The organism is Nocardiopsis sp. iso_40 (genome assembly GCF_056173285.1).
The window spans coordinates 4300852-4313692 of sequence record NZ_CM149666.1 but is presented as its reverse complement, the minus strand read 5'-3'; the positions used below and the strand labels follow the sequence as shown (position 1 = coordinate 4313692).

Sequence of the window (12841 nt, the reverse complement as noted above, 5' to 3'; positions counted from 1 at the left end):
CCACGGCCCGGGCCGGGGCACGCCGTCGCGTCGGCGACACTGGAGGCATGCCATCCGTAGCCCTTGACGGTGAACCCGTGCCCCGGACCGGGGACCTCCCCGAACCCTCGCTCGCCCAGCTCGGGGAGCGGCCGCTCGGGTTCTACGTCCACGTGCCCTTCTGCGTCACCCGCTGCGGCTACTGCGACTTCAACACCTACACCGCCGACGAACTGGTCTCCCGGGACGGCACCGCCACGGCCTCACGTGAGACCTACGCGGGCCAGGCGGCGGCCGAGGTCGAGCTGGCCGACCGGGTCCTGACCGGCGACCGCCCCCGGGTCAGCACCGTCTTCGTCGGCGGCGGCACGCCCACACTGCTCCCACCCGAGGACCTCGGCCGGATCGTCGGCGAGATCCGCGACCGCTTCGGCTTCGCGCCCGGTGCCGAGCTCACCACCGAGGCCAACCCCGAGACGGTCGACCCCGACTACCTGGCCCGCCTGCGCGCGGCCGGGTTCACCAGGGTGTCCTTCGGCATGCAGAGCGCGCGGCCCCACGTCCTGCGGACCCTGGAACGCGGACACACCCCGGGGCGCCCCGAACAGTGCGTGAGGTGGGCGCGCCAGGCGGGGTTCGAGCACGTCAACCTCGACCTCATCTACGGGACCCCCGGTGAGAGCGACGAGGACTGGGCGGCCTCCCTGGAAGCCGCGATCGGGGCCGGGCCCGACCACGTCTCCGCCTACTCCCTGATCGTGGAGGAGGGCACCCGGCTGGCGGCCCGCGTCCGGAGGGGAGAGCTCACCGAACCCGACGACGACACCATGGCCGACCGCTACCTCATGGCCGACGAGGCGCTCGCCGGGGCCGGCTACACCCCCTACGAGGTGTCCAACTGGGCCCGCAGCCCCGAGGGCCGCAGCGCGCACAACATGCTCTACTGGAACGGCGGTCACTGGTGGGGCGTCGGTCCGGGCGCGCACAGCCACGTCGGCGGGACCCGCTGGTGGAACGTCAAGCACCCGGCCGCCTACGCCGCCCGTCTGGCCGCCGGGGACAGCCCGGCCCAGGCCCGGGAGGTACTCACCGCGGCCGAGCGCCGCTTCGAGCGCGTCCTGCTGGAACTGCGCGTGGACGGGGGCTGCCCGCTGGACCTGTTGGACGCCCGGGGGCTCGCCGCCGCCGAACGCCTGGTCGGTGAGGGCCTCCTGGACGCCGGGGCGCACGCCGGGGGGCGCGCGGCGCTGACCCGGCGCGGACGCCTGCTCGCCGACGCCGTGGTCCGCGACCTCACCTGAGCGCCGGGGTGCGGTCGGGGCCCGCACACGGCGAAGGGGCCCGGGGGCAGTTCATTCTGCCCCCGGGCCCCTTCCGTCACACGCCGGGTCCTACTTGACCCAGCTGACGTTGAACGGGTAGCGGTACCACTCGCCCTTGTTGGCCGCCATCGCACCCAGGATGCCGAAGATGATCGCGCACACCCAGACCGCCAACTGCAGGAGCGCGCCGATGAGGACGATGTACAGCACGATCGAGACGATGTAGCCGATCAGCAGCAGGAGCTGGAAGTTCAGCGCCTGCGCGGCCTGGTCGCGGATGAACGGCGACTCGTCCTTCTTGATCAGGTACAGCACCAGCGGTCCGAGGAAGCCGGTCAGGATGCCGAGCAGGTGGGTGAGCAGACCCATCGTCCGCTCGTCCTGGTTCGGCTGCCCCGTGACGGCGGAGGAGTCACCGACGCCGGGGCCGGGCGCGTAGCCGCCGTGCTGGCCGGGGTAGCCGCCCTGGCCGGGAGGGACGCCGTAGCCTCCGGGCTGCCCGGGCTGCGGCTGCCCGTAGCCGCCCTGGCCGGGGTAGCCGCCCTGCTGCGGGCCTCCCGGGGGCGGCGGGTAGCCGCCGGGCTGCTGGCCGGAGTCGTACGGGCCGGGCTGGCCGCCCGCCGGGGGCGGGTAGCCGCCGGACGGCCCCTGGCCGGGCTGGCCGCCCTGACCGTAGGGGTCCTCCGGGTTCGGACTGTTCGGATAGGACATGACGATTCCTCGGTGTTGGGGGACTTGGTTCTACTTCAGGAGCCGGATACTCGCCGGATAGCGGTACCACGTTCCCTTGTTCGCTCCTGATGCTCCTATGACGCCGAAGACGATGGAAAGGATCCATACGAGGGCGATGAGCAGGTAACCGATCCAGGAGAGGCTAGGAAAGAAGATACCCAGGCCGAAGAAGACCACGCCAGCGAACACGTAGGGGATCAGCATCGTGATCTGGAAGTTCGCCGCCTCGGAGGCGTGGTGGCGGACGAACGGGGACTGGTTGCGCTTGGCAAAGTAGATCGCCAGCGGCGGGAGCCAGCCGATGCAGGCGATGACGAAACCGGACAGGTGGGCCAGCATCGCGACCAGGACGTCGTTGCCCCCGTCCCGGGCGGCCTGCTGCGGCTGCCCGTAGGCCCCGGGTTGGTAGGGCTGCTGCGGGGGCTGGCCGGGCTGTCCCGGCTGTTGCGGCCCGAAGCCCGGCTGGCCGTAGGGCTGCTGCGCGTACTGCTGCCCGTAGGGCGGCTGGCCGCCGGTGGGCTGTCCGTAGCCGGGCTGGGTGCCGCCGGGGTGGCCGTAGGGCTGTTGCGGAGGCTGGCCGGGCTGTCCCGGCTGCGGCCCGTAACCCGGCTGGCCGTGGGGCTGCTGGGGCGGCTGGCCGTAGGGCTGCTGCGCGTACTGCTGCCCGTAGGGCGGCTGGTCGCCGGTGGGCTGTCCGTAGCCGGGCTGCGCGCCGCTGGACTGGCCGTAGGGCTGCTGCGGAGGCTGAGCGGGCTGCCCCGGCTGCTGGGACTGCTGCCCGTAACCCGGCTGGGGCTGCGGCCCCGGCTCCTGCGGCGGTTGCTGCCCCTGATCGTCGTCAGGGGACGGGGGGTTGGGCGGGGTCTCGCTCATGCTCTTCCTCGGCTCCGCTGTTGATGGGCGTGTGCTTGTGCTGCCCGGTCCACCGGGCCGTACCGACGACCGCGGAGGGCCGGAGGCCGGTGCTGTCCGGCGGAACCGGACCACCCTGGTCCGAGGCCCCGGCAGACGAAGCGGCGGGGCCAATCCTAGTGTTGCGGAGGGTGGGGGCCCGTGACGAAGTCGATGAGCTCCTCGACCCGCCCCAGCAACGACGGTTCGAGGTCTCCGTAGCCGCGGACCGAGCCCAGGATCCGGCGCCAGGCCTCACCCGTCTCCATCCGCCAGCCGAGGGCGTCCACGACCCCCTCCTTCCAGGGGAGGCCGCGCGGTACCTCGGGCCACGCCGTGATCCCCACCGCACCCGGACGCACCGCCTGCCACACGTCCACGAAGGGGTGCCCGACCACGAGCACGTCCCCGCCCCGCACCCGGTCCGCGATCCGGCTCTCCTTGGAACCCGGCACCAGGTGGTCCACCAGGACCCCCAGCCGGCGCCCCGGTCCCGGGGAGAACTCCTCCACCACCGCGGGAAGGTCGTCGACCCCCTCCAGGAACTCGACGGCCACACCCTCCACGCGCAGGTCGTGGCCCCAGACCTTCTCGACCAGTTCGGCGTCGTGCGCGCCCTCCACGTAGATCCGGCTCTCCCGGGCGGTGCGCGCCCGCGCGCCGGTCACAGCGATCGAGCCGGAGGCGCTGCGCAGCGGCCCCCCGGGCGCGGTGGCCGGGCGCACCAGCGTCACCGGCTCCCCGTCCACCAGGAAGGCGGCCGGGCCCAGGTCGAACACGCGGCGGCGGCCGCCCCGGTCCTCCAGGGTCACCGCGGCCTTGTCCCAGGACACCACGGCCCCGCAGAAACTCTCGTCGGCGTCCTCCACGACGAGGTCGCGGCTGAGGGGTATCTCGCGTACCGCGCCCCTCCTCGGACGCCGCCAGTCTCCCGCCAGAACGTCGCGGCCGTAGCGGCCGTTTCCCTTGGTAGCCACGGTGGTGCAGTCTACTGGCGAAAGGGGTGCGAACCCCCGTGGCCGGGTGGCGCACGCCGCCGCCCGTCAGGGAAGAGGAACCGGCCCCCGGCACGTTACTACCGACGGGTAGCAGTACGGGTTTGCGGTCGGGCATAGAATTAGCACTAAAGACCTTGGAGTGCCAGGAGGTGGCGAGTTGCTGGACGAGCGCAAGCTCGCGGTCCTGCGTGCCGTCGTAGAGGACTTCGTCAACACCAACGAACCGGTGGGTTCCCGGGCGCTGGCGGACCGGCACCCCCTCGGGGTCTCCCCGGCGACCATCCGCAACGACATGGTCGCCCTGGAGGAGGACGGGTACATCGCCCAGCCGCACACCAGTGCGGGGCGTGTGCCCACGGACAAGGGGTACCGGCTCTTCGTCGACCGGCTCTCCTCGGTCAAACCGCTCTCGGCGGCCGAGCGGCGCGCCATCGAGTCCTTCCTCGGCGGTGCCGTGGACCTCGATGAGATCGTCGCCCGCACGGTACGGCTGCTCGCGCAGCTCACCCGGCAGGTGGCGATCGTCCAGTACCCGTCGCTGACCCGGTCCTCGGTCCAGCACGTGGAACTCGTACCGCTCGGCGGCCAGCGCATCATGATGGTCGTCATCACCAACACCGGACGGGTCGAACAGCGCGTCATCGACGGGCTGGGATCGGTCAGCGAGAGCGTCGTCGACGACCTGCGCGCCATGCTCAACCGCGCCATCGCCGGAAAACACCTCGGCGACGTACCGGACGCGGTGGAGGACCTGCCCGCGCAGGTGGCCCCGGAGGACCGCCCGGTCGCGGTCGCGGTCCTGTCGGTTCTGCTGGAGAGCCTCGTCGAACGTCGCGAGGAGAAGATCGTCCTGGCGGGCACCGCCAACCTCGCGGCCGTCGACTTCGCAGCCAGCCTGCGTGACGTGCTCGAAGCACTGGAAGAGAACATGGTCCTCATCCGTTTGCTGGGTGAGGCGAAGGATCCCTCTATGCTCACCGTGCGCATCGGCGCGGAGAACTTCCACGAGGGCCTTCGGTCCACCTCCATCGTGTCGGCCGACTACGGTGTGGGAAACCAGTCGCTGGCCAAGATCGGTGTGGTGGGACCCACCCGTATGGACTACCCAGGGACAATGGGCGCCGTCCGTGCGGTGGCTCGGTATGTCGGACAGATTTTGGCAGGACAGTAACTCAGTGGCCAGAGACTATTACCAGGTTCTCGGGGTGCGTCGCGACGCGTCCAAGGACGAGATCAAAAAGGCGTACCGGCGGCTCGCGCGCGAGCTCCACCCGGACATCAACCCGGACCCCGCCACCCAGGATCGCTTCAAGGAGGTGACCCAGGCCTACGAGGTCCTCTCCGACGAGAGCAAGCGTCGGATGTTCGACATGGGTCACGACCCCTTCGCCCCCGGCGGCGGAGGAGGCGGTGGTGCCGGAGGGTTCGGCGGCGCGGGCGGATTCGCCTTCGACGACATCATGAACGCCTTCTTCGGCGGTGGTCAGCCCGGCGGCCGGGGGCCCCGGGAGAGGGTTCGGCGCGGACGCAGCATCAAGATCCGCATCGAACTCGACCTCGTCGAGACCGCCTTCGGTGTCAGCAAGGAGATCACCTTCCCGACCGCCATCCTGTGCGAGACCTGCCAGGGTGAGGGCACGGCGGCCGGTTCGCACCGGACCACCTGCGAGATGTGCCACGGCCAGGGCGAGGTGTCCCAGGTCACGCGTTCCTTCCTGGGGCAGGTCATGACCTCGCGCCCCTGCCCGCAGTGCTCGGGCCAGGGCTCGGTCATCACCAACCCCTGCGGCGACTGCGCGGGCGAGGGCCGGGTGCGCGAGAAGGTCACCCGCACCGTCAAGATCCCCGCCGGGGTCGACGACGGCACCCGCATCCAGCTCGCGGGCGAGGGAGAGGTCGGTCCCAACGGCGGACCGCGCGGCGACATCATCCTCGAAGTCGTACAGAAGGCCCACCCGACCTTCGAGCGCCGCGGCGACGACCTGCACTGCACCATCACCGTGCCGATGACGGCGGCGGCGCTCGGCGCATCTTTCTCCTTCGACACCCTTGACGGCACCGAGAACATCGACCTGCGTCCGGGCACCAACTCGGGCCACGTCATCACGCTGCCGGGCAAGGGCGTCACCCACCTCGACGGCGGCGGCCGGGGCGACCTGCGCATCCGTGTGGACGTGGAGACCCCGAGCAGGCTGGACGAGGAGCAGGAGGCCCTGCTGCGCAAGTTCGCGGAGCTGCGCGGAGAGGACCAGAACCCGGGCCGGTTCAGCCCCGGGCACGGCGGTTTCTTCTCCAAGATCCGCGATGCCTTCGGAGCCAAGTGACCCCGCCGGTCTTCCTGGCCGACACCGCGGAGCTGGCGGGTGACCGGATCCGGCTGGCGGGCCCCGAGGGCCGCCACGCGGTGGCGGTCCGGCGGATCCAGGCGGGCGAGACCGTCGACCTGTCCGACGGCCTCGGCCTGCGCGTGCGCTGCGAGGTGGCCGAGGTCGTCGGCCGGGACACCCTCGTGTGCCGTGCCGTCCAGCGCCGGAGCGAACCCGAGCCGCAGCCGCGGATCACCGTGGTGCAGGCCCTGCCCAAACGGGACAGGGGCGAACTCGCGGTCGAGATGATGACCGAGGCCGGGGTCGACGCCGTCGTCCCCTGGGCCGCCGAGCGCTGTGTCACCCAGTGGAGGGGCGAACGGGGGGCCAAGGCCCTGGCCAAGTGGCGGGCGAGCGCCCGGGAGGCGGCCAAACAGGCCCGCCGCGCGCGGATGCCCGAGGTCGCCGAACCGGCGGACCGCAAGGGTGTGGCCGCGCTGCTCGCCGGGGCCGACCTGGCGGTGGTCCTGCACGAGGAGGGTGCTCGGCGCCTGTCCGAGCTGTCCCTCCCGGAGGCTGCCGACGGGGCGGGGATCGTCCTGGTCGTCGGCCCCGAGGGCGGGATCTCCGACGCCGAACTGGCCGCCTTCGACGAGGCCGGGGCGGTCCGGTCCCTGCTGGGCCCGTCGGTTCTGCGCACCTCCACCGCCGGAGTGGCCGCCCTGTCGGTGCTCCAGGCCAGGACCGGACGCTGGTGAGACGGGAACCGGTCACGCCGGACCCGGCACCCCGGTACCGGTCACCACTCCAGGGGCGGTAACGAGCCCCACCACGACGTCGAAGGGCCCGCGGGAGATTCTCCCGCGGGCCCTTCGACGTCGTTCTGCGTCGCCTCGCCGGGCCGGGTCAAGGCCGACCGGCGCCGGGGCGACGCGGGTCAGTCGGAGCTGACGCTGCTCTCCTCCGCCTCACCGCTGTCGTTGGTTTCCCCGCCGTTGCCGGAGCCGCTGCCGGGCTCCTCCTCACCGCTGCCGGGGTCCTCCTCGTCCTCGCCGGGCTCCTTCGGAGTCTCGGTGGGTTTCTCGGTCGGTTCCTCGGTGGGATCGCAGCCCGGGGACTCGGGCTGCTTCTCGTCCCGCTCGTCCCCGCTCTCGCTGTCGGTGGCGGTCGGGGTGACCTCGTCCTCGGGCGGGCAGGAGGAAGTCGACTCCTGGCCCTCCTCCTCGGCGGAGGCCTCGTCCTCGGGGCTCGGGGAGCTCTCGGCGGGCCGCCCGGGCTCCTTCTCCGGCTTGCTGGTGCCGCTGGCGGAGTCCGTGGTCGGGGCGGGGGGCGTGGTGCTGCCGGCGTCCTCCTGGCTGGGCTCCGGCGGGGTCCCCGCACGGTCGGCGCCGGCCGGGACGATCTCCAGGACCTGGTCGCGTACATGGGGGTTCGCGATGATCACCGAGGCGGCGATCAGAGTGGCCGCCGCCACCGCCGCCGCGGGACGGAGCCACGGCAGCCTGAACCAGGCCGCGCCGCGTTGGCGCTCGGTTCGTTCACGGATGAGGTGGAGACCCTCACCGGAGGGCGCGACCTCGTCGGCCTCGGCTCTGAGTATCTGACGGAGCTGGTCCTCGAACTCCGTCTCGTTCCGGTCGTTGGGGCTGCTCATGACGTCTGCTCCAGTACAGAGCGGAGGGCGGAGATGCCGCGTGACGTGTGGCTTTTGACCGCGCCTCGGCTGATGCCCATGGCGTCCGCGATCTGTGCCTCGGACAGGTCACCGTAGTACCGGAGCACGATTGCCTCTCGCTGACGGGTGGGTAGCTTGCGCAGGGCCGCGATGACGGCCTCGCGTTCCAGAAGGTTCATGGCCCCGTGCTCGGCGCTGGGCGCGTCGGGCAGGGCCTTGGGGGCGTGCTTCTCCACGACCGCCCTGTGGCGCAGTACCGACCTGGCCTTGTTCACCACCGCCTGCCGGAGGTAGGAGAGGGCCTTGTTCGGGTCCCGGAGGCGACGCCAGGCCCCGTGCATGGCCACAAAGGCGTCCTGGACGACTTCCTCGGCGGTCGCGTGGTCCCGGACCAGCAGGGCGGCAAGCCGAACGAGTGGACGGTAGTGCTCCCGGTAGAGCTCCGTCACCGCGTGGTCAGCGTCCCACTCGACCGAGAGCGGCGCCGTGGCGGCACCAGCCACCAAGGTTTCTGTGGTCACATCAGTTCGACGCACACCCTTGTCGCGGGGTTTACGAAAGGGCATACCTCTTCTTTTCCAACTAGACGTGCGTTTGGATCCGAACACGCCGGACACGGCCACACGGCGGACGGCGCCGAAAATCTGGCGCGCACTGACGCAAACCCTACCGTGTCGGAACTCTCGGCCGTCAGGGAACGTGGATCAGAACGGTTGCGGAAAGGTTGAGGCTTCATCTCCTCACCCGTCGTCCACCTGCGGCATCATGGTCCCGGACAAGCCCGAGAAGCGGTGCCGCCAGGGTCGCGGCCCGTGTGACGGAAGGTGAGCGATGGTCGATCCCGACTGCCTTTTCTGCAAGATCGTCAAGGGGGAGGTGCCCGCGGAGATCGTCCGAGAGGGGGAGCGCACGGTCGCCTTCCGCGACATCAACCCCCAGGCGCCCACCCACGTCCTGGTCATCCCGCGCGAGCACCACGCTGACGCGGCGACCGCGGCGGCAGCCGACACCGGCCTGCTGGACGCCCTGGTCCGGGAGGCCCACGAGGTCGCCAGGTCCGAGGGCGTGGTGGAGTCCGGCTACCGGCTGGTCTTCAACACCGGGACCGGGGCGGGGCAGACCGTGTTCCACCTCCACGGGCACGTCCTCGGCGGGCGCGGACTGAACTGGCCCCCCGGATAGGGGACCTCCTCCCGGGGCGCGGGCCCCGGACCGGGCGGACGCGCCCGCTCCGCCGCGGGCGGTCACCCCGGAAAGGGGTGCGGAGCTTCGGGCGCGAAATAACGGATCGAGCCCGCCGGGCCCCCGTTGGTAGACTCGGGGACGGGCCCCACCGGCCACTTCGGTTGTCCCGCACACCTGTGGTGACCGTGCACGACACCGGCGAGGGCCCGTCCGCGAGAAGCTCCGGGAACCGACCCCGGGGCCGTGACCGAAGGGCAGGGACAGCGGCCGCGAGGCCACACCATGGTCGAGTCAACTCACACGCACCCGGACCAGGACACCCAGGTCAAGGTCGTGGTACCGGACGAACACACGATGATCAGCCTGCTGGGCCCGGGGGACGAGCTCCTCCGGACGCTGGAGCGGTCCTTCAGGAGCGACATCCACGTCCGCGGCAACGAGTTCACGATCAGTGGGACCCCCGAGGAGACGGCCGTGGTGGTCCGTCTCGTGGAGGAGCTGATCGAGCTCGCCAAGAGCGGAGCCCACGTCACCCCCGACACCATCGAGCGCATGGTCCACATGCTGCGCTCCCCGGGCAAGGAGCGCCCCGCGGACGTGCTGACCACAAACATCCTGTCCAACCGGGGCAAGACCATCCGCCCCAAGACGCTGAACCAGAAGCGCTACGTCGACATCATCGACCAGCGCACCGTGGTCTTCGGCATCGGGCCGGCGGGTACCGGGAAGACCTACCTGGCGATGGCCAAGGCGGTCAGGGCGCTCCAGGACAAGGAGGTCAACCGGATCATCCTCACCCGCCCCGCGGTCGAGGCCGGCGAGCGCCTGGGCTTCCTGCCAGGCACCCTCTACGACAAGATCGACCCCTACCTGCGCCCGCTCTACGACGCCCTGCACGACATGCTCGACCCGGACTCCATCCCCAAGCTGATGGCCGCCGGGACCATCGAGGTCGCGCCCCTGGCGTACATGAGGGGTAGGACCATTAACGACTCCTTCATCATCCTGGACGAGGCGCAGAACACCTCGCCGGAGCAGATGAAGATGTTCCTGACCAGGCTCGGGTTCGGCTCCAGGATCGTGGTCACCGGTGACGTGACCCAGGTGGACCTGCCCGGCGGGCAGACCAGCGGCCTGCGGACCATCGAGAACATTCTGCGTGATATCGACGACATCGCCTTCTGTCGACTGACCAGCGAGGACGTGGTCCGGCACAAGCTGGTGGGGCAGATCGTCGACGCCTACGGCCGTTACGACGCCGCTGAGGCCCGCCGAGGCGACGGGGACCGCGGCCGATCGGCCCCCCGCGGAGGGCGGCGCCGGGGAGGCGGGGCCCCGAAGGGCGGCGACGGAGGCTCCGAAGGCCCCGAACAGCGGGCAGACTGAGGAAGTACGCAAGTGACACCGGCCGGTGGGCCCGCCTCGTGCGGGCCCACCGCTGTCGGTAGGGCGCCCGCCCGCGGGCGGGCGCCCGGCGGGCAACACCGCCGACCACCGCACCGACATCCAAGTGAGGCAGCAGCTACCGATGAGTATCGACGTCGCCAACGAGTCCGGCGTCACCACCGTGGACGAGGAACGGCTCTCCCGTCTGGCCCGGCACGTGCTCGACGCCATGCGAGTCCACCCGTTGGCCGAACTGTCCGTGGTGCTGGTGGACGAAGGACCCATGACCGACCTGCACGTGCGCTGGATGGACGAGCCCGGACCCACCGACGTGCTCTCGTTCCCGATGGACGAGCTGCGCCCCGGCGGGCCCGGCCGCACCAGCGACCCCGGGGTGCTCGGTGACGTGATCATCTGCCCCCAGGTGGCCGAGCGCCAGGGCAGCACCGCCGGCCACGGCACCGAGGCCGAGATCGACCTGCTGTGCACGCACGGCATCCTGCACCTGCTGGGCTACGACCACGCCGAGCCCGAGGAACACAAGGAGATGTTCGGTCTCCAGGGTGAGATCCTCGCCGCCTGGCGCGAGCGGGAGGCCGCCGGCGGGTCCGGGGCCGAAGGGGACGAGAGCGCCCGATGAGCGAGTCGCTCTGGCCGATCCCGGCACCGCCGACCACTGAGCCCTCCGAGTGGATGCTGGCGTTCGCGGTGGCCCTGGCCCTGACCGCCGTGGCCGGGTTCCTGGTGGCCGCCGAAGTCGCCGTCACCCGCGTCCTGTCGCTGGGGATGGAGGCTGCTCAGGGCGAGCGCACCGCCAGGACGGGGCCCGCCTGGGAACGGGTCGCCGCAGACCCCACCGCGCACCTGAACATGCTGCTGTTCCTGCGCGTGGTGTGCGAGGTCTGCGCGGTCCTGGCCGCCGTCGTGGGCATGGTCCTGCTCCTTGGGCCGGGCTGGCCCGCCCTGGTGCTGACCGCCGTGGCGATGATCGTGGTGGAGTGCGTGCTGATCGCCGTGACCCCGCGCATCCTCGGCCGCCAGTTCGCGGCTCCCACGGCCCGCGCCAGCGCGGTGGTCGTATACCCGCTCCAGGTGGTGCTGGGCCCGCTCGCCCGGCTCCTGGTCGGGGCCGGCCGGGCGCTCACCCCGCGCGGCAAGGGCGACCGGGACGGTCCCTTCAGTACCGAGGTGGAGCTGCGCCAGCTCGTGGACCTGGCCGAGCAGGGGGACGTCATCGACTCCGAGGAGCGCGAGATGATCCACTCGGTGTTCAAGCTCGACGACACCTCCGTGCGCGAGGTGATGGTGCCGCGGCCCGACATCGTCTTCACCAGCCGCGAGGCCGACGCCGACGCGGTCCTCACGCTCGCCATGGGCAGCGGGTACTCGCGTATCCCGGTGACCGGTGAGGACGAGGACGACGTGGTCGGCATCGTCTACCTCAAGGACCTGGTGGAGCGGTTGCGCGACCGCTGGGCCGCCGCCGCGGGCGGGGCGGAGGAGGTCGCGCTGACCGCTGGTGACGTGATGCGCAAGGCCGCCTACGTGCCGGACACCAAGCCCATCGACGAGCTGTTGCGCGAGATGCAGCGCCAGCGCAACCACGTGGCGGTGGCGATCGACGAGTACGGCGGTACCGCCGGCCTGGTCACCCTGGAGGACATCGTGGAGGAGATCGTCGGTGAGATCACCGACGAGTACGACCACGAGATCCCGCCGGTGGAGTGGTTGGACGAGGACCGGGTGCGGGTGACCGCCCGGCTGCCGCTGGGAGAGCTCGCGGAGCTCTTCCCCGACCGCGACGTCGAGGTACCCGACGTGGAGACGGTCGGCGGTCTGGTGGCGTTCGTGCTGGGGCGGGTCCCAGCCGGAGGAGCCCAGGCCCAATACGCTGGACTCAGGCTCACCCTGGAGGGCAAGAGCAGCCGCCGCAACCGGATGACCACGGCGCTGGTGGAGCGCCTGCCCGACCAACAGGACCAGGGTTCGGACGAACACACGAGGAGCACGGACCAGTGACGGACACGACGGGACTCGGCCCGGAGGACACCAAACTCATCACGCTCGCGCGGGCATCCCGGGCCAGGAACGCGACCGCCGAGGGCGCGGCGGTGCGCGACGAGACCGGGCGCACGTACGTGGCCACCTCGGTGTCGCTGCCCTCGCTCCGCCTCACCGCGCTCCAGGCCGCCGCGGCCGCTGCGGTGTCGGGTGAGGCCTCCGCCCTGGAGGCGGCGGTGGTCGTCACCGAGGCCAAGGAACTGACCGAGGACGACCGCGCGGTGGCGGACGACCTGAAGACCCAGGTGGTGGTGATCGCGGCGCCTGACGGGGTGCCCGCGAGCACCACCCGGCGCTGAGAAGGAC

The 12841-nt window shown here is 71.4% G+C and carries 14 protein-coding genes; 9 read left to right on the top strand and 5 right to left on the bottom strand.

Annotation, left to right across the window (positions count from 1 at the left end; genetic code table 11):
* Window positions 1-47 precede the first annotated feature (47 nt).
* On the top strand, window positions 48-1280 hold the full coding sequence (gene hemW / locus AC0VYD_RS18815) for a radical SAM family heme chaperone HemW (RefSeq protein WP_475476793.1): 1233 nt from the start codon (window positions 48-50) through the stop codon (window positions 1278-1280).
* A gap of 90 nt (window positions 1281-1370) precedes the next feature.
* On the opposite strand, the gene AC0VYD_RS18810 is transcribed toward hemW, so the two are convergent.
* The 3 genes from AC0VYD_RS18810 to AC0VYD_RS18800 form a co-directional block, all read right to left on the bottom strand.
* Window positions 1371-2012, bottom strand: coding sequence for a DUF4870 domain-containing protein (locus AC0VYD_RS18810; protein ID WP_475476792.1), 642 nt, complete (start codon window positions 2010-2012; stop codon window positions 1371-1373).
* A gap of 30 nt (window positions 2013-2042) precedes the next feature.
* Entirely contained in the window at window positions 2043-2372 is a 330-nt protein-coding gene (locus tag AC0VYD_RS18805) for a DUF4870 domain-containing protein (protein ID WP_475480306.1), read from the bottom strand.
* A 689-nt stretch (window positions 2373-3061) separates the two neighbouring features.
* Window positions 3062-3901 (bottom strand): DUF3097 domain-containing protein, encoded by an 840-nt coding sequence (locus AC0VYD_RS18800; protein ID WP_475476791.1) that lies wholly within the window; start codon window positions 3899-3901, stop codon window positions 3062-3064.
* 178 nt (window positions 3902-4079) lie between these two features.
* On the opposite strand from AC0VYD_RS18800, the gene hrcA reads away from it, so the two are divergent.
* The 3 genes from hrcA to AC0VYD_RS18785 are packed head-to-tail and all read left to right on the top strand — an operon-like array spanning window position 4080 to window position 6986.
* Window positions 4080-5093: a heat-inducible transcriptional repressor HrcA gene (gene hrcA / locus AC0VYD_RS18795; RefSeq protein WP_452542139.1), complete on the top strand. Its 1014-nt coding sequence runs from the start codon at window positions 4080-4082 to the stop codon at window positions 5091-5093.
* A 4-nt stretch (window positions 5094-5097) separates the two neighbouring features.
* Entirely contained in the window at window positions 5098-6246 is a 1149-nt protein-coding gene (gene dnaJ, locus AC0VYD_RS18790) for a molecular chaperone DnaJ (RefSeq protein WP_191275745.1), read from the top strand.
* Entirely contained in the window at window positions 6243-6986 is a 744-nt protein-coding gene (locus AC0VYD_RS18785; protein ID WP_475476790.1) for a 16S rRNA (uracil(1498)-N(3))-methyltransferase, read from the top strand. Before dnaJ ends, AC0VYD_RS18785 begins: the two co-directional genes overlap by 4 nt.
* Before the next feature lie 179 nt (window positions 6987-7165).
* Here AC0VYD_RS18785 and AC0VYD_RS18780 read toward each other — a convergent pair whose 3' ends face one another.
* Together AC0VYD_RS18780 and AC0VYD_RS18775 are read right to left on the bottom strand one after the other, a co-directional pair.
* On the bottom strand, window positions 7166-7882 hold the full coding sequence (locus AC0VYD_RS18780) for a hypothetical protein (RefSeq protein ID WP_475476789.1): 717 nt from the start codon (window positions 7880-7882) through the stop codon (window positions 7166-7168).
* Window positions 7879-8409 (bottom strand): SigE family RNA polymerase sigma factor, encoded by a 531-nt coding sequence (locus AC0VYD_RS18775; protein ID WP_475480305.1) that lies wholly within the window; start codon window positions 8407-8409, stop codon window positions 7879-7881. The genes AC0VYD_RS18780 and AC0VYD_RS18775 overlap by 4 nt, the downstream gene beginning before the upstream one ends.
* A gap of 325 nt (window positions 8410-8734) precedes the next feature.
* Here AC0VYD_RS18775 and AC0VYD_RS18770 point away from each other — a divergent pair, with 325 nt between their 5' ends.
* The 5 genes from AC0VYD_RS18770 (at window position 8735) to AC0VYD_RS18750 (ending at window position 12834) form a co-directional block, all read left to right on the top strand.
* Window positions 8735-9085, top strand: a complete 351-nt coding sequence (locus AC0VYD_RS18770; RefSeq protein WP_473038691.1) for an HIT domain-containing protein — start codon at window positions 8735-8737, stop codon at window positions 9083-9085.
* A 285-nt stretch (window positions 9086-9370) separates the two neighbouring features.
* Window positions 9371-10474: a PhoH family protein gene (locus AC0VYD_RS18765; protein ID WP_475476788.1), complete on the top strand. Its 1104-nt coding sequence runs from the start codon at window positions 9371-9373 to the stop codon at window positions 10472-10474.
* A gap of 142 nt (window positions 10475-10616) precedes the next feature.
* Window positions 10617-11114 carry an rRNA maturation RNase YbeY gene (ybeY, locus tag AC0VYD_RS18760; protein ID WP_475476787.1) on the top strand — a complete coding sequence of 166 codons (498 nt, stop codon included), beginning with the start codon at window positions 10617-10619 and terminating at the stop codon, window positions 11112-11114.
* Window positions 11111-12493 carry a hemolysin family protein gene (locus AC0VYD_RS18755; protein ID WP_475476786.1) on the top strand — a complete coding sequence of 461 codons (1383 nt, stop codon included), beginning with the start codon at window positions 11111-11113 and terminating at the stop codon, window positions 12491-12493. The genes ybeY and AC0VYD_RS18755 overlap by 4 nt, the downstream gene beginning before the upstream one ends.
* Entirely contained in the window at window positions 12490-12834 is a 345-nt protein-coding gene (locus AC0VYD_RS18750; protein ID WP_475476785.1) for a cytidine deaminase, read from the top strand. Before AC0VYD_RS18755 ends, AC0VYD_RS18750 begins: the two co-directional genes overlap by 4 nt.
* Window positions 12835-12841 lie beyond the last annotated feature (7 nt).

Bases quoted from the DNA above. Each gene is read 5' to 3' on its own strand.
- hemW (WP_475476793.1), top strand. From the start codon at position 48: ATGCCATCCGTAGCCCTTGACGGTGAACCCGTGCCCCGGACCGGGGAC.
- AC0VYD_RS18810 (WP_475476792.1), bottom strand. From the start codon at position 2,012: ATGTCCTATCCGAACAGTCCGAACCCGGAGGACCCCTACGGTCAGGGC.
- AC0VYD_RS18805 (WP_475480306.1), bottom strand. From the start codon at position 2,372: ATGCTGGCCCACCTGTCCGGTTTCGTCATCGCCTGCATCGGCTGGCTC.
- AC0VYD_RS18780 (WP_475476789.1), bottom strand. From the start codon at position 7,882: ATGAGCAGCCCCAACGACCGGAACGAGACGGAGTTCGAGGACCAGCTC.
- AC0VYD_RS18770 (WP_473038691.1), top strand. From the start codon at position 8,735: ATGGTCGATCCCGACTGCCTTTTCTGCAAGATCGTCAAGGGGGAGGTG.
- AC0VYD_RS18765 (WP_475476788.1), top strand. From the start codon at position 9,371: ATGGTCGAGTCAACTCACACGCACCCGGACCAGGACACCCAGGTCAAG.
- ybeY (WP_475476787.1), top strand. From the start codon at position 10,617: ATGAGTATCGACGTCGCCAACGAGTCCGGCGTCACCACCGTGGACGAG.
- AC0VYD_RS18755 (WP_475476786.1), top strand. From the start codon at position 11,111: ATGAGCGAGTCGCTCTGGCCGATCCCGGCACCGCCGACCACTGAGCCC.